We start from the raw sequence: 17,687 nt of genomic DNA on the forward strand, positions 1-17,687 counted from the left end.
CGGCGAGCACCGCACGCTGCAGGCCATGGCGTCCCACCTCGTCGGCGCCCACGGCGTCCGGAACACGCCCGTTGCCCTGGGGGACTCACCGAGCACCTCCGCCCCGCGGACCCATCCGCTGCTCCAGCGGACCGTGCCCGGCGGCCCGGCGGGCGAGACGACGTACGAGACCCGCTTCGACGGCTCGGAACCCTATCTGCGTGATCATCAGGTCCGTGGCGGCCTGGTGCTGCCGGGGGTCGCGCACCTGGAGATGGCACGCGTGGCGGTCGCCCGGGCACTGGGCCGGGAGGACGCCGCCGCGGTCCGGCTGACCGACGTGGTGTGGCTCCGGGCGGCCGTGTACGGCCCCGACGGGCTGACGCTGCGCGTGCGTGTGCGTGCCGGCGGGGAGGGCTGCGCGTACGAGATCCTCGCCGTCGGCGCCGACGGTGTCACCACCCTGTGCGGCCAGGGCCGGGCGAGCCTCGCCGAGGACGCCACCCGGCGCACCCTGCCCCTCNNCCGGGTCGACGTACACCGGTGAGCACGTCTACGGCCTCTACGGCAGCCTGGGCCTGGAGTACGGCCCCTCGCAGCGGCCCCTGACCGAGCTGCGCACCGGCAGGGACGCGGAGGGCCGTCGCCAGGTCCTGGCCGAGCTGCGCCTGCCGGAGGCGGCCGAACCGCTGCCCGGCGGCCTGCTGCACCCGAGCATCCTCGACGGAGCCCTTCAGAGCACCATCGGCCTGTGGCTGGGCGACGGCGGCTCGGCGACGCTCGCCCTGCCGTTCGCCCTCACCCGCGCCGAGGCCCTCGCCGCCTCGCCCGCCCGTGCGTACGCGTGGATCCGCCATCAGCCCGGCAGCGGCACCGACCGGGCCTCGGCCCGGCTGGATGTCACCGTCGTGGACGAACAGGGCCGCGTGTGCGCGGAGCTGACCGGTCTGTCCAGCCGCCCGCTGCCCACCGTCGAGACACCGGCCGAACCGGAAGCCGTGCGCTCCGGCGACATCGCGGTCATCGGCCTGAGCGGCCGCTACCCCGAGGCGGACACCCTCGAGGAGTTCTGGCAGAACCTGCGTGCGGGTCGCGACTGCGTGCGCGAGGTTCCCGCCGGCCGCTGGGACCACGGCCGGTACGCCGAGGCCGGCGCCGGCGGCTGGGGCGGATTTCTGGACGACATCGACCGGTTCGATCCGCTGTTCTTCCACATATCGCTGCTTGAGGCCGACTACCTGGACCCGCAGGAGCGGCTGTTCCTGCAGTGCGCCCACCACACCCTGGAGGACGCCGGATACACACCCGACCGGCTCTCGCGCGGCGCGAAGGTCGGCGTGTTCGTCGGTGTGATGTACCAGGAGTACCAGCTCCTGGGCGCCCAGGCGCAGGAGCGCGGCAGACCCGACGCCCTGTGGGGCAGCGCGTCCACGGTCGCCAACCGGGTGTCGTACTTCTACGACTTCCACGGCCCGAGCATGGCCGTGGACACCATGTGCTCCTCCTCCCTGACCGCCCTCCACCTGGCCTGCGAGGCCATCCGCAGCGGTCAGTGCGACACCGCGCTGGCGGGCGGCGTCAACCTCACCCCGCACCCCAACAAGCACCTCGTGCTCGGGCAGCGCAAGTTCCTCTCCAGCGACGGCCGTTGCCGGAGTTTCGGCGAGGGCGGCGACGGCTACGTGCCCGGCGAGGGCGTCGGCGCCGTCCTCCTCAAACCGCTGGAGCGCGCCATCGCGGACGGCGACCAGATCCACGCGGTGATCAAAGGCACCGCGGTCAACCACGGCGGACGCACTTCCGGGTACTCGGTGCCCACCCCGGTCGCCCAGGGCAAGGTCATCGCCGAGGCGCTCACCGCGGCCGGCGTCGACCCGCGCGCCCTGAGCTATCTGGAGGCCCACGGCACCGGTACCTCCCTGGGTGACCCGATCGAAGTCAGCGGTCTGGAGAAGGCCTTCGGCCTCGCGGGCGGCGCGCCCGAGCGGCTCGCGATCGGCTCCGTGAAGTCCAACATCGGGCACCTGGAGTCCGCCGCCGGTATCGCCGCCCTCACCAAGGTGCTGCTCCAGATGCGCCACGGCGAACTCGTGCCGAGCCTGCACTCCGCGACCCTCAACCCGCACATCGACTTCGAGCGCACCCCGCTGAGCGTCCAGCGGACCCTGGAGCCGTGGCGGCGCCCCGTGCTGGAGGGGCGCACGCTGCCGCGCACCGCCGGGGTGTCCAGTTTCGGCGGCGGCGGCTCCAACGCCCACGTCGTCGTCGCCGAGTACCAGCCGCCGGCCCGCCCGGCCGAAGCCCTGGCCGACGGCCGCCCCGCGTTGCTGGTGCTCTCCGCGAAGAGCGAGGCCCAGCTCGTTGAACAGGCCCGCCGTCTGCACGCCCGGCTCGGCGAGGCGTCCGACGCCGACCTGTCCGCGATCGCCTGGACCCTGCAGACCGGACGCATGGCTCTCGAGGAGCGCCTCGCCTTCGCCGCCGGCAGCCTCGCCGAGGCCCGCGAGCGGCTCGCCTCCTTCGCCACCGACCCCGCCCCGACCGGCCCCTGGCACCGGGGGACCGTCCGCCCGGACCGTCCCGCCGACACCACGGCAACACACGCCGCCCTGAACGCCTGGACACGGCAGGGTTCGTACGAGGACCTCCTCGCCCGGTGGACCAACGGCGCCGAGGTGCGCTGGGAGGACACCTGGCCGGCCGACACCCCCGTACGCCGGATCAGCCTGCCCGGTTACCCCTTCGCCCGCGAACGCTGCTGGTACGACCTCGACACCGACGGCGCACCACACCGGCCCGCGCCACCCACCGGCTCCCCGGCCGCCGGCGGCACCGACGTGGTGCTCCTGCGACCCGAGTGGACCGAGCAGCAGGTCACGGCCGGAGCCGCGGGCGACTTCCCGGAACGGCACGTCATGGTCCTCGGCCTCACCGCCGACAGAGACGGCGACACCCTGCGGGCCGCCCTGCCCGCCGGGACCGAGTGCACCGTCCTCGACCTCACCGACGGCCCGTTGGACCTGCAGTACACCGACGCCGTGCGGCAGGTGTTCACGCTGGCCCGGCGGCTGCTGGAGCGGGGCGTGCGCCGGCCCACCCTGCTCCAGGTGGCCGCCGTCGGCGACAGCGACCTGCCGGCCTGTTTCACGGGCCTGGGCGCGCTGCTGCGCACCGTCCACCTGGAGAACCCCAAGCTGCACACCCAGTACCTGGAGTCCCTGGACGGCGCCCCGCCCGCCACCCTCGCGGCCCGCCTCGCGGCCGAGGCCACCGCCGCCCCGGAGCCCGAGGTACGCCACCACCACGACGGCCGCCGCCAGGTCCGCCGCCTCACCGAGGTCACCGGCGCCCGGCCCGCCGCCGCGCCCTGGCGGGAGGACGGCGTCTACCTGATCACCGGCGGCATGGGCGGACTCGGCCTGCACGTCGCGCGGGACATCGCCGCCTCGGTCGCGCACGCCGCGGTGGTCCTCACCGGGCGCTCCCCGCTGACCGACGAGCGGCGCGCCACGCTGGACGCCCTGCGCAGCGCGGGCCTGACCGTCCGGTACGAGACCGTCGACGTGGCCGACCGGGACGCGCTCGGCGCCCTGTTGGCCCGGGTGACCGCGGACCACGGCCCGCTGACCGGCGTGCTGCACGCCGCCGGGATCATCGAGGACAACTTCGTGGTCCGCAAGAGCTCCGAGGAGCTCGACCGGGTCCTCGCTCCCAAGGTCTCCGGTCTGGTCAACCTCGATGAGCTGACCCAGGAGCAGCCACTGGAGTTGTTCCTCTGCTTCTCGTCCCTGGCCGGTGCCTTCGGCAATCCCGGCCAGAGCGACTACGCCGCCGCCAACGCCTTCATGGACGCCTACGCCGGACATCGCGACCGACTCGTGAGCGCAGGGCGGCGCAACGGCCGCACCGTGTCCGTCAACTGGCCGCTGTGGGACGAGGGCGGCATGGGCGCCGAGGGCCCCGTCCGTGAGCAGCTGGGCACGCTGGGCCTCGCCCCCCTCGACACGGAACGTGGTCTGGCCGCCCTGCACCAGGCCCTGGACGGCGCCGCAGGCGGTGTCACGGAGGGCAGGCTGCTCGTGGTGGCGGGCGACCGCGAGACGCTGCTGACCCTGCTGACCGAGCGCGCCGGGGAGCCGGCATCGCCGACCGCGTCGCCGCGGACAGCGGCGGCCTCCGCGCCGGAAGCCCTCGCGCCCGCCACAGCCGCGGGCGGCGGATCCGTACGGTCCGTCGTGGACCGTGCCGTGGCCCACCTCAGGCGCGTGCTGGCCTCAGCCCTCAAGCTCGGGCCCGAGCGCCTCGACCCCGACACCCCGCTGGAGCGGTACGGCATGGACTCGGTGCTCGCCGTGACCATGGTCGAGCCGCTGGAGGACACCTTCGGGCCACTGTCGCGCACGTTGCTCTTCGAGGTGCGGACGGTGCGCGGGCTGGCCCAGTACCTCGCGGACGAGAACGCGCAGGCGTTGCGCGCACTCGTCGGTGAGACGGCGCCCGAGGCCCCTCAGCCGCGGACCACCGCACCGGGCACGGCCCGGGCGGACACCACCGCTCCCGCCCCGGTCCCGCTCCCGGCGGGCCAGGACATCGCCGTCATCGGGATCGGCGGACGCTACCCGCACGCCGATGACCTGGACGCCTTCTGGGCCGCGCTGCGCGAGGGCCGGGACTGCGTCACCGAGGTCCCCGCCGACCGGTGGAAGACCGAAGGAAGCGCCCGATACGGCGCCTTCCTCGACGGCATCGACCGCTTCGACCCGCTGCACTTCGGCATCTCGCCCCGCGAGGCCGCCGCGATGGACCCGCAGCAGCGGATGTTCCTCGAGACCGTGTGGCACCTGCTCGAACAGGGCGGTATCACCCAGGAGGTGATCGAGCGCCGCTACGACCGACGCGTCGGCGTGTACGTCGGGGCCGCGTACCAGATGTACCGGGCGGACGCCTCGGAACCGGTGCTCGCGGCGCTCACCTCGGCGGCCTCCTACAACCTCATCGCCAACCGTGTCTCCCACTTCTTCGGCCTCGAAGGACCGAGCCTCGCGGTGGACAGCATGTGCACCTCCTCGGCGATGGCCGTCCACCTCGCCTGCGCCGACCTGCTGCGCGGCGAGTGCGAGCTGGCCGTCGCGGGAGGGGTCAACCTGACCGTGCACGAGGACAAGTACGTCGCGCTCTCGGAGATGCAACTGCTCGGCACCCATCCGGGCGCGCGCAGCTTCCGCGACGGTGACGGCTACCTGCCCGCCGAGGCGGTCGGCGCCGTACTGCTCAAGCCGCTGGACGCGGCGCTGCGCGACGGCGACACCGTCCTCGCGGTCCTCAAGAGCACGTCCTCGCTGCACGGCGGCCGCTCCAACGGCTTCATGACGCCCAGCCACCGCACCCAGGTCGCGGCCATGCGCAGGGCGCTGGAGCGGGCCGGTGCCGAACCCGGCTCCATCGGCTACGTCGAGTCCGCCGCCAACGGCACCGCGTTCTCCGACGAGGTCGAACTGAGCGCCCTGCGTGAGGTGTTCGCCGGTGCCACCGCCCCGGTGCGGGTCGGCGCCGTGAAGTCGAACCTCGGGCATCCCGAGGCGGCCTCCGGCATCGCCCAGCTCACCAAGGTCGTCCTGCAGCTGCAGCACGGCCGGATCGCACCGCTCGTCGATGTCGGCACCGCCAACCCCCGCCTGGACCTGGAGGGTTCGCCGCTCGAACTGTGCGACCGGCTGACCGACTGGGAGCCGCACGGCGGAACGGACACCACCGGCGCGCCCCGGCCCCGCCGTGCCCTCATCAACTGCGTGGCGGCGGGCGGCAGCCACGTCAGCATGGTCGTGGAGGAACCGCCGGCCGCCGCCGAGGACCGGACCGCGACCCCGGACACCGCACCGCAGATCGTCGTGGTCTCCGCCCGGAGCGAGGAACGCCTGTCCGCGGCGGTACTGCGTCTGCACGACCACTTGGCGGACCTGCCCGACGAGGACGGCACCGGCTCCACCGTGAGCCTCGCGGACATCGCGTACACCACGCAGCTGGGCCGCGAGCCGCTGACCGAGCGGCTCGCCGTTGTGGCAGCCGACCGTGCCGAACTGGCACAGGCGCTCGCCGGACACGTGGCGGGCACCCCCACGACCGTACCCGTCTACCGGGGCAGCACCGACGACGATCCCGGGCCCTGGGCCTCTGCCCTGTCCGGCGCCCGGGGCGAGGACTTCCTCGCCGGGCTCGCCGAGGACCGGGCCCTGGAGGAACTCGCCGCTCTGTGGGTGTGCGGTGTCCGGGTGCCCTGGAACGCGCTGCACACCGGGCGGCGCCGGATGGCGCCCCTGCCGGCCACGGCGTTCCGGGCGGGCAGCCACTGGGTCGGACGTGACCCGCAGGCGGCCGCACCGGAGACGAGGGCACAGGAACCCGTACCGCCCGTCGGCACCGTCACCGACGCCGAGCAGACCGTGGGACAGGCATGGGCCGACGTCCTTCAGGTCGACGCGGCCACGCTGACCCCACGGACCGACTTCTTCTCGGTCGGCGGCAACTCGCTGCTGGCCACCCGGTTGATCAACCTGTTCAAGGAGCGGGCGGGGGTCGAGCTGCCGGTCGAAGCGGTCTTCGCCGCACCGCGCCTTTCCGACATGGCCCGGGAACTGCGGGAACGGCTCCTCGTGGCCGGGGACACGAGCACGGCCGAGCTGGATCTGATCCTCGAAGGCATCACCCTCGTCGAGCACATGAGCGACGAGGAACTGGACGCACTGGACACCGAGAGCTGAGGCAGGGGGACGACGATGGGCACCACCAGTCAGGACACCGGCCTTGAACTCATCCGGAAGATCCGCTCCCTGCCCAGGAAGCGGCAGCGCGCTCTGATCGCGCTGCTGCGCAAGCAGGGCGTCGACCTCTCAGCGCTCGAGACCATCCCCAGGCTGCCCCGGACCGACGGCACGCCCGTGCCGCTGTCCTTCACCCAGCAGCGGCTCTGGTTCCTCGCCCAGCTGGACGGCACCAGCGCCGCCTACAACATCCCGATGGCGATGCGCCTGCGCGGCCGCCTCGACCGCCCCGCCCTGCTGCGCGCCCTGGCGGCGATCGTCCGGCGGCACGAGGTGCTGCGCACCCGGTTCGCCGACGACAGCGGCGTACCGCGCCAGGTCATCGGTGACGGGGGCGACTTCACGGTCGCCGAGGAGGAACTGACCGACCCGGCGCGGCTCGCCGCGATCTGTCACGACGAGGCCGCGGCCCCGTTCGACCTGGAGCGCGGGCCGCTGATCCGGGTCAGACTGCTGCGGCAGTCGGATCAGGAGCACCACCTGCTCGTCACCACGCACCACAGCGTGTCCGACGGCTGGTCGGTCGGCGTCTTCTTCCGCGATCTGGTCGCCCTGTACGAGGCGTTCCGCGCGGGCCGCCCCGATCCGCTCGAGCCGCTGCCCGTGCAGTACGCGGACTACGCGCACTGGCAGCGTGAGCGGCTCGCCGGCGACCTGCAGGACCGGCAGACGGCCTACTGGAAGCGTCAGCTGGCCGGGGTCGACCCACGGCTGACGCTGCCCGCCGACCGGGAACGCCCGCGCGTGAAGACCTACACGGGCGCCCGTGAGAACTTCACCTGCCCGGCGGAACTGCTGAGCCCCCTGCGCGACGTCGCCAAGGTCCATGAAGCCACGCTCTACATGACCCTGCTGGCCGCCTACACCGTCGTCCTCAACCGCTGCACCCGCCAGACGGACATCGCCGTCGGCACGGTCGTCGCCAACCGCGGTCGACGCGAGGTCGAGGACCTCGTCGGCTTCTTCGCCAACACCCTGGTGATGCGCGCAGATCTCGCCGGCGACCCGGACTTCCGCGATCTGCTGGCCCAGGTGAAGAAGACCGCACTCGAGGCCTACGACCATCAGGAAGTCCCCTTCGAGGCCGTCGTGGAGGCCCTGGACACCGAGCGCAGCCTCGCCCATTCGCCCGTCTTCCAGACGATGTTCGTCCTCCAGGAGGCGCAGACCCGACGGGACGTCACCCTCGGCGGTCTCGAGGTCTCCCCGGTCGACTTCGATCTCAGCTTCACCAAGTTCGACCTGACGCTCGACCTGCGGGAAACCCCCGACGGCCTGGTCGGCACCGTCGAGTACAACCCCGACCTGTACGACCGCGAGACCATCCGGCGCTTCATCGGTCACTACACCCGGCTGCTCGCCGCCGTCGCCGACGACCCGGCGCTGCCCGTGTCCCGGCTCGCCATGATCGACGGCGAGGAGCGTCGCCAGGTGGTCGAGGTGTTCAACGACACCGAGCGGCCCTTCAGCGACGACCGGTGCCTGCACGAACTGTTCGAGGAGCGGGTGGCCCGCCACCCCGAGCGCACCGCCCTGGTCACCACCGACCGCTCGTGGACGTACGCCGAACTGGACGCCTGGGCCGACCGGATCGCCCGCGGACTGCGCCGGCACGGCGCCGGGCCGGACACGCTGGTCGGTCTGCACGCCGAGCGCTCCGCCGAGATGGTCGCGGGCATCCTGGGCGCCCTGAAGGCCGGCGGCGCCTACATGCCGATCGAGCCGTCCTACCCGGCGTCCCGCCGCGCCGACCTCGTCGACCACTCCGGGGTCGCCGTGGTCCTCACCCAGCCGCACCTGGACGCCGAACCGCTGCACGGCGTCGAGCACCTGCTCGTCCTGCATCCGGACGGCACCCTGCGCGACCGGTCCGGCACGGACGCACTGGAGGCCCTGGACGCGGACGTCCCCACGGCCGTACCCGGCGTACACGCAGGGCACCTGGCGTACGTGATCCACACCTCCGGTTCCACGGGCCGCCCCAAGGGCGTGATGATCGAGCACCGGGCCGCGGTGAACCGCATCGAGTGGATGCAGAACGAGTACCCGCTCACCGAGGACGACGTCGTCCTGCAGAAGACCCCCTACAGCTTCGACGTGTCCGTCTGGGAGTTCTTCTGGCCGCTGCTCTCCGGCGCCCGTCTCGCGATCGCCGCGCCCGGCGGCCACCGCGACCCGGCGTACCTGACCTCCGCGGTCCGCGCGTTCGGCGTAACCACCCTGCACTTCGTGCCGTCCATGCTGCGCAGCATCGTCGAGGGGCCGGGCTGGGCGCGGTGCACGACCGTACGGCAGGTGTTCTGCAGCGGCGAGGCGCTGCCCCCGGACCTGTGCGCGCGCCACTACGAACTGCACACCGCGCCGCTGCACAACCTCTACGGGCCCACCGAGGCAGCCGTCGACGTCAGCCACTGGACCGTCCCCGCCGATGAGACGCTTCGCAGCGTCCCCATCGGCCGGCCGATCCAGAACATCCAGCTGCACGTGCTCGACGAGGCTCACGCGCCGCAGGGCATCGGCTGCGTCGGCGAGCTGTTCATCGCCGGCGCGGGGCTGGCCCGCGGCTACCTGCACCAGCCCGAGCTGACCCGCGAGCGGTTCGTGCCCAACCCGTTCGACGCCTCCCCCGACGCCCGCATGTACCGCACCGGCGACCTGGTGCGCCGACTGCCCGAAGGCGAGCTGGAGTTCCTCGGACGTGCCGACGACCAGGTCAAGGTGCGCGGTTTCCGTATCGAGCCGGGCGAGATCGAGCACCGGCTCGCGGAGCACCCCTGCGTTCGCTCCTCGGCCGTCCTGGTCCGTGAGGACCAGCCCGGCAGCCCCCGCCTGGTCGCCTACGTGGTATCCGAACCCGGACGGAACCTCTCCGACGACCGCGACGACCTGATCCGGCACCTCGAAGGCTCCCTGCCCGAGTACATGGTGCCGAGCGCGTACGTCGAACTCGCGGCCCTGCCGGTGACCGCTCACGGCAAACTCGACCGACGGGCCCTGCCCGCCCCCGGCATCGACGCCTTCGCCCAGCGCACCTTCGTCGCACCCGTCACCGACACCGAACGGCACCTGGCCGACATCTGCGCCGGCCTCCTCGGCTTCGACGCCGACCGGATCAGCACCGAGGACAACTTCTTCGCTCTCGGCGGCCACTCCCTGATGATCACGGTGCTGGTGGCGCGGCTGCAGGACAGCGGTCTGCACGTCACCGTCCAGGACGTCTTCACCGCGCCCACGCTGGCCGATCTGGCGACGCGCATCGACGCGACCGGGGCGGCGCCCGCGCACACCGTCCCGGCCAACCTGATCCCGGAGGGCTGCGAGCGCCTCACCCCCGGCCTGCTTCCGCTGATCGACCTGACACAGGAGCAGATCGACACCGTCGTGGCCGCCGTGCCCGGCGGGGCCGCCGGCATCCAGGACGTCTACCCCCTGCTGCCCACGCAGGAGGGCATCCTCTTCCACCACCTGATGGACCCGGACAACGACCCGTATCTCGTCTCCACCCTCTACCGGGCCGACGACGAGCAGGCGTGCGCCCGGTTCATCGACGCGCTGCAGCGGATCGTCGACCGCCACGACGTGCTGCGCACCGCCGTTCTCACCGCCGGCCTGCCCGAACCGGTCCAGGTCGTGCACCGGACCGCGCTGCTCCCCGTGGAACGGACCAGGCTCACCGCCGGCCGGGACCCCGAGGAGCAGGCGAGGGAACTGCTCGCACGCCAGGAGCGCATGCACCTCGACAGCGCGCCGCTGCTGCGCCTGGTCGTCGCCGAGGAGCCGCACTCGCAGCGGCGCCACCTGCTCCTGACCGCCCACCACCTCATCGAGGACGCCACCTCCCTGCGCCTGATCCTGCAGGAGCTGGCCGTGCACATGGCGGGACGCGCCGACCTGCTGCCCGCCCCGGCGCCCTACCGCGACTTCGTCTCCCACACCCTGGCCAGGCACCCCGCGGACGACACGACGGCCTACTTCCGGGCAGCCCTCGAGGACGTCACGGAACCCACGGCGCCGTTCGGCCTCATCGACGTGCACGGCAACGGCCGGCGGGTCGGCCGGCTGCGTCGCACGCTGCCCGAGCCCCTCGCACGCGACCTGCGCGCCCAGGCCCGGCGTCTGCAGGTGAGCCCGGCCTGTCTCTTCCACGCGGCGTGGGCCTGCTTCGTCGCCGCCACCAGCGGGCGCGACGACGTGGTGTTCGGCGCCGTGATGTCCGGGCGCCTGCAGGGTGTGGCCGGAGTGGAGCGCATGCTCGGCAACTTCATCAACACGCTTCCCCTGCGCACCCGGCTCGCCGACCGCACCGTGCGTGAGCTGATCGCGGACGTCGACACCGGCCTGCGCGAGCTGATCGCACGGGAGCAGAGCCCCCTGAGCCTGGTCCAGCGGTGCAGCGGTCTGGACGGCGACGCCCCGCTGTTCAGCGCTGTGGTCAACTTCCGTCACTTCGAGGCGGAACACGACGAGTCGCTGCCGCGCATCGACGACTACGGGGTGCGCTTCCTCGCGGCCGTGGACGCCATCAACTACCCCGTGACGGTGTCGCTCGACGACTTCGGCACCGAACTGTCGCTGGACATCCAGGTCGAGGAGACGGTCCCCTGCGAGGCGGTGGCCGACTGTCTCGAAACCGCGCTGGCGGGCCTTCTCGACGCCCTCGCGACGGACGACGGGGCCGGTACCGCCGCACTGGACGTCAACGTCCTGCCGGCGGGCGACCGGCAGCGCCTGACCGAGTGGAACGACACCGCGACGCCCCTCCCGCACGAGACGCTGCCCGCCGCGTTCGAGGCGCAGGTCGCACGTACCCCGGACCGTACCGCGCTGGTCCACGAGGGCCGCACCCTCTCGTACGCGGAACTGAACGCCCGTGCCAACCGGCTCGCACACTGGCTGATCGAGCGGGGTGCCGGGCCCGGGCAGCGGGTCGCGATCCGGATGCCGCGCTCGTTCGACCTGGTGGTCGCCGTCAACGCCGTGGTGAAGACCGGAGCGGCGTACCTCCCCCTGGAGACCGACCTCCCGGACGAGCGCGTGGAGCAGGTGCTCGCCGACAGCGTGCCGCTGCTCGTCCTTCAGGAGCTGCCGGACATCACCGGCGGCCGGGACGACAACCCCCGCGTCGAGGTGGGCAGGGACGACGCCGCGTACGTGCTCTACACCTCGGGTTCCACGGGCAGGCCGAAGGGCGTGGTGATCCCGCATCGTGCGGGCCTGAACTGGACCGCGTGGAAGCAGAGCCACTACGGCATGAGCGGCGACGACCGGATGCTGCTGAAGACGTCGGTGGGCTTCGACGTCTCGGTGCCCGAGCTGTTCTGGCCGCTCCAGGTCGGCGCGGCCGTGGTGATCGCCCGCCCCGACGGGCAGAAGGATCCGGAGTACCTCGCACGGCTGATCCGCGAGGAGCGCGTCACCGACCTCCACTTCGTCCCGTCCATGCTGGCCGAGTTCCTGTCGGAACCGACCGCGGAACTGTGCACCGGCCTGCGCCGTGTCGAGACCGCGGGCGAGGCGCTCCCGGTCGAGCTCGCCGAGCGGTTCGCACGCGTGCTGCCGGACACCGAACTGCACAACCTGTACGGGCCCACCGAGGGCGGTCCCATCACCGCCTGCCGCTACCGGGCCGAGCCCGGAGCGAAGGCCGTGCCCATCGGTCCTCCGGTGTGGAACACCCGGGTGTACGTGCTGGACGAGGCGCTGCGACAGGTACCGCTCGGAGTGCCGGGTGAGCTGTACGCCTCCGGCGACGGCATGGCCAGTGGCTATCTGAACCGGCCGGATCTGACCGCCGAGCGGTTCGTGGCCAGTCCGTTCGACTCCGAAACACGCATGTACCGCACCGGTGACCTGGTGAGATGGCGTGCGGAGGGCACGCTCGACTACCTCGGCCGTGTCGACGACCAGGTCAAGGTGCGCGGCTTCCGCGTGGAACCCGGTGAAGTCGCGAACGTGCTGCTCAAGCATCCTTCGGTACACCGCGCCGTGGTCGTACCGCAGGGGAGCGGCGCCGCCCGCACGCTCGCCGCCTACGTGAGCCCGACCACCCAGTGGCTGCACAGCGCTGACCAGGAGGAGGACGCCGCCCACCTCGAACGCCGGCGGCAGCACTCCGACGACCGGTCCGCCTCCCGCCCCGGATCCGCCGGCCGGGAACCCGTCGACGCCGCGGCCCGGCAACTCGAGCGCATACGCCCCAAGCGGGTGCTTGAGATCGGCTGCGGCAGGGGAGAACTGCTCCTGCGCTACGCCGCGGACTGCGCTTCGGTGCACGCGCTCGACCCGTCGGCCACGGCTCTCGAAGCGGCACGCCGCGATGTGGCACGCCGAGGATGGTCGCACGTCACCCTGATCCAGGGAGACGCGCTGTCCGTGGCGGAGCTGCCCGGCGCGGAGTTCGACACGATCGTGCTCAACTCGGTGGTGCGGCACTTCCCGAACGAGGAGTACCTGGAGAAGGTACTCACCCTCCTGGTCCCGCTCCTGGCGGACGGCGGCAGCATCCTCGTCGGCGATGTCCGGAACCTGGATCTGTTCACCGCCCAGCTCTGCGCGGACGAGTGGGATCGAGCCGGGTCCGGCACCACCGTCGACGAGCTGGCCGGTCAGGTGCGGCGCAGCCGGCGCGAGGAGCGGGAACTGCTCGTCAGCCCGACGTACTTCGCGCGGCTGCCTGAGCGTTTCACGGGGCTGGGGGCGGTCGATGTAGTCGTCGGGCGCGAGTCGGACCGCGAGGCACTCGCCTACCGCTACGACGTGATCCTGCGGAAGGACGCCGCACCGGCCGCCTCCCTGACGTGGCTGGACGCCGCCTCTCCGGCGGAGCTGCGCGCCCTCCTGGACGGCGAGGTCCCCGACCGGTTCGGGGTGAGCGGCTTGACCAACCCCCGCGTCGCCGACGCCGTGCGCCTCGGCGCGGAGCTCGGGCGAAGGCCGCATCCCCGAGCGGCCGAGCCGCTCGCGCCCCGATCACGGACCGCGGACGAGGCCGCGGAGCTCGAAGCCGTTCTCCGGTACGCCGAGGAGCTGGGCTTCCATGTGGCGGCCACCTGGTCGCAGGACCGGCTCGACGGCCTCGACCTGGTGCTCGGCCGGCGTGAACTGCCCCGCGTACGGGCACGTGAGCCCTACCGGGCACCCGCCGTGACCAATCATCCGCAACTCGGCGAGAGAGGGCAGTCGCTGGCCCGCGCCCTCAAGGAGCACCTCTCAGCGCAGCTGCCGCACTACATGGTGCCCGGCGTGTTCGTGATCCTCGACGAGCTGCCGGTCACGCGGAACGGCAAGGTCGACAAGCGGGAACTGCCGGACCCGGACGAGGCCGACGTGACCAAGGAGCGGTACGTCGCCCCGCGGACCGGGGCACAGCAGGTGCTGTGCCGGATCGTCGCGGATGTCCTCGGTCTCACCCAGGTCGGAATCCAGGACAACTTCTTCGATCTCGGCGGGCACTCCTTGCTCGCTACCCGCCTCACCCTGCGGATCAGGAAGGAGACCGGCGCCGAGCTGCCACTCCAGCTGATCTTCAGCGGGGCCAGCATCGAAGAGATGTCCGCCGTCCTGGAGCAGCCGGCGGAGCAGGAAGGCGCACCGTCGGAACAGGCCGACCGGGCAGGGGCCGGAGACCGGGGACCGGCACCCATCACGCTCCAGCAACGCGACCTGTGGTTCCTCGACCGGCCCGCACACCTGGGAACGGCGCACGACAACGTCCAACTGGCCTTCCGGATGAACGGCTCCCTGGATCGCGAGGCCTACGCTCGCGCCGTGGAGGCGCTGGTGGAACGGCACGAGATCCTGCGTACGAGCTATGCCCGGCAGGACGGCACCGTGACCCAGACCGTCCATCCCGCCGACGGCTTCGCGGTACGGCCGGCGGTCGTCGACGCGGAGGCGGTCACGGACTGGCTGCGTGCCGAACGGCTGCGCCCCTTTGCGCCGGAGGACCCGTACGCGATCCGCGCACACCTGCTCACCGTGTCCGACGACCTGCACATCGGGCTGCTGACCCGGCCATGGGGCGTCTTCGACGGCTGGTCCGTGAACGTCGTGCTGGCCGAGCTGCTCGAGCTGTACCGTGCGCTCGTCCGGGGGAAGACGCCGGAACTGCCCGAACTGCCACTGTCGTACGCCGGGTTCGCACGCTGGCAGGCGCACACGACCGACGCCTCGGAACTCTCCCGCCAGGAGAACTACTGGAGGCGGCAACTGGCCGGGCTGCCGGCCTGTCTGCCGCTGCGTACCGACTACGAGAGATGCCCGGTCAAGACGTACCAGGGCTCGTCGGTGGATCTGCAGATCTCCGCCGAACTGCTGGAACAACTCCGCCGGTTGAGCCAGGAGCAGGGGGCCACGCTCTACATGACCCTGCTGTCGGCCTTCGCCGTGCTGCTGGGCGGTCACGTGGACGGCAGCGAACTGGCCGTCGGCACCGCGGTGTCGAACCGTCCACGGAGTGAACTGGAGCGTGTGGTCGGCTACTTCGTCAATCTGCTGACGCTCCGTCTCGACGTGCCCGCCGGTCTTCCCTTCCCCGACGTTCTGGCGCGGACCAGGCGCGTCACCACCGAGGCGCACGAACACAAGGACCTGCCCTTCCCCGACCTCGTCCGATCCCTGGTGCCCACCCCGGAGCCGGGCTGCTCCCCGCTGTTCCAGGTGATGTTCAACCTGCTTCCCGCCGCCCCCGGCGGGGCGGGCGCCGACGAGACGGACCTCGAGGTGCTGCCCATCCGTTCCGCGACGACCACCACCAGGTACGACCTCAACCTCGTCGCGGAGGAGACCGCGTCGGGGCTGCGGGGCTACCTGGAGTACAGCGCCGACCTGTTCTCCCCACGGACCGCCGGGCGCATGGCCCGCGCCTACGAGCGGTTGCTCGCCGAGATCGTGGCGTCCCCGCAATCGGACGTGGCCCACCTGCGCGCTGCCGCGGAGGCGACGCCGGACTCACCGAGGACGCCCTGATGACCAACCCCTTCGACAGACCGGACACCGACTACCTCGCCCTCGTCGACGACCGGCGGCAGCACTCGCTGTGGCCGTCGGCCGTCGACGTCCCCGCCGGCTGGACCGTGGCCTTCGGACCCGCGAAGCGGCCGGACTGCCTGGAGTTCATCGCAGCGGCCTGGACGGATCCGCCACCGACGAGCGCATGCCCGGTCGAGCACCGGCCGGCACGGCCGGCACCCGCATCACCCGACGCCTCAGGCCTGCAGGACGCGGCCCGGCAGGGAAGCAACAGAAGGAGAGACAGCACCATGACCGCGAGCACTCCGACGGTTTCGAAGCCCCCCACCATGGCGGGACACCCGCTTTTCGGATCGCTGATGGACCTCCAGAAGGACACGCTGGGGACCTATCTCAAGGCAGTGAACGACCACGGCGACGTGGTCCGGTTCACGGTGGGCCCGCCGGGAATGCGGGCGGAGTTCTACGGTGTGTTCTCGGCGGACGGCGCTCAGCAGGTGCTGGCGTCCTCGGCGCAGACCTTCAGCAAGGAGAACCGGTTCCTCGGGGAGCTGCGCCAGTCGTTCGGCAACGGACTGCTCACCAGCATGGGGGACGAGTACCTGCGCCAGCGCCGTATGCTCCAGTCCTTGTTCACGCCCCGTCAGGTGAACGAGTACGGCTCGGAGATCACCCAGGAGACCGGCAGCCTCGTCGAACGGTGGCGGACCGCACCGGATGCGACCGTCGACGTGGCGGAGGAGATGACCGGGCACACGCTGCGGACGATCTCCCGCATCCTCTTCGGCCGGAAGAGCGACGTGGACGCGATGGTTCCCACGGTTCAGCGCAACTTCCCGCTGATCAACGCCTATGCCGTCAAGCGGGCCTTCGCTCCGGTGAACATCTCCCGGAAGGTGCCCACCCCGGGTAATCTGCGCGCCGCCAAGGCACACCGTGAGCTGTACGAGGTGTGTGACGAGATCATCTCCACCCGCCGCGCGGAGGACTCGACCGCCCCGGCCGGCCGGAACGACATGCTCAGCCTGCTGGCGCGGGCGCACGACGACGACGGCAACCCGATCAGTGCGGAGGAGACCCGGAACCAGGTCCTCGTCTTCCTCGTCACCGGCCACGAGTCCACCGCCACCACGCTGGGCCTCACCCTGCACCTCCTCGCGTGTCACCCCGAGGTACAGGCGCGTGCGCACCAGGAGGTCGACCGCGTGCTGAGCGGTCGTGAGCCCGTCGCCGAGGATCTGGAGAAGCTTCCCTACCTGACACAGGTGCTCAAGGAAACGCTCCGTCTCCACCCCGCCGCGCCGGCCCAGGGCCGCATCACCACCGAGGACGTGCAGGTCGGCTCGTACACCATTCCGGCCGGCGCCGATGTGGTGGTCAGTTCCGGCGTCGTCCAGCGCCGCGCCGACATCTGGGAGGACCCCGGCACGTTCGACCCGGACAGGTTCCTGCCGGAGCGCGAGGCCGCGCGCCCCCGCTACGCGTGGTTCCCGTTCGGCGGTGGCCCGAGGGCCTGCATCGGCCAGCACCTGGCGATGCTGAACGCCACCCTCACGCTGAGCGTGCTGCTCCAGAACTACTCGTTCACCGCCGTCGACACCGACATTCCGCTGAACACCGGAATCACCCTGCGACCCACCGGTAAGGTCCGCTGCAGGCTGACGCCGCGAACCTGACCGCACGGGCGGCTCCCATTTTCCCGTGTGGTGTGCCGCCCGGAAATCGGCCTTGCTGGAGCGAATGCAATGGAGCTAGGCTGAGCGAGGTCTCCGAAATGGGTGCCGCATTCGCTGCAGGCAGCCTCCGCCGGTCAGTTGATGTCCGGTCGGTCTTCCTATCCCTGCCAACATCCCCAAACTGATTCTTCCTGGGCTCGTTGCAGGATCAGATGAATTTCTTCTTCCGGCGAGTCCGTCGATG

At 71.8% G+C, this 17,687-nt stretch carries 4 protein-coding genes; all 4 read left to right on the forward strand.

Translation table 11 applies throughout. The annotated features are described in order from the left end of the window. Positions 1-25 precede the first annotated feature (25 nt). A partial coding sequence (locus BFF76_RS33485; RefSeq protein WP_244167209.1) for a hotdog family protein occupies positions 26-502 on the forward strand: 477 nt, incomplete at its 3' end. 55 nt (positions 503-557) lie between these two features. Then, complete coding sequence (locus BFF76_RS04110) at positions 558-6,737, forward strand: SDR family NAD(P)-dependent oxidoreductase (protein WP_338058030.1); 6,180 nt, start codon at positions 558-560, stop codon at positions 6,735-6,737. Positions 6,738-6,752: 15 nt separating this feature from the next. Then, on the forward strand, positions 6,753-15,764 hold the full coding sequence (locus tag BFF76_RS04115; RefSeq protein WP_065847210.1) for a non-ribosomal peptide synthetase: 9,012 nt from the start codon (positions 6,753-6,755) through the stop codon (positions 15,762-15,764). Then, the gene (locus BFF76_RS04120; protein ID WP_078850636.1) at positions 15,764-17,443 is read left to right on the forward strand and encodes a cytochrome P450; all 1,680 of its coding nucleotides are present in this window, start codon (positions 15,764-15,766) and stop codon (positions 17,441-17,443) included. Before BFF76_RS04115 ends, BFF76_RS04120 begins: the two co-directional genes overlap by 1 nt. Positions 17,444-17,687: the final 244 nt, after the last annotated feature.

Source organism: Streptomyces mutomycini (assembly GCF_001700505.1).
In the GTDB taxonomy this organism is placed as follows: domain Bacteria; phylum Actinomycetota; class Actinomycetes; order Streptomycetales; family Streptomycetaceae; genus Streptomyces; species Streptomyces mutomycini.

Excerpts from the sequence above, each read along its gene's own strand:
- BFF76_RS04115 (WP_065847210.1), top strand. The coding sequence starts at position 6,753 with ATGGGCACCACCAGTCAGGACACCGGCCTTGAACTCATCCGGAAGATC.
- BFF76_RS04120 (WP_078850636.1), top strand. The coding sequence starts at position 15,764 with ATGACCAACCCCTTCGACAGACCGGACACCGACTACCTCGCCCTCGTC.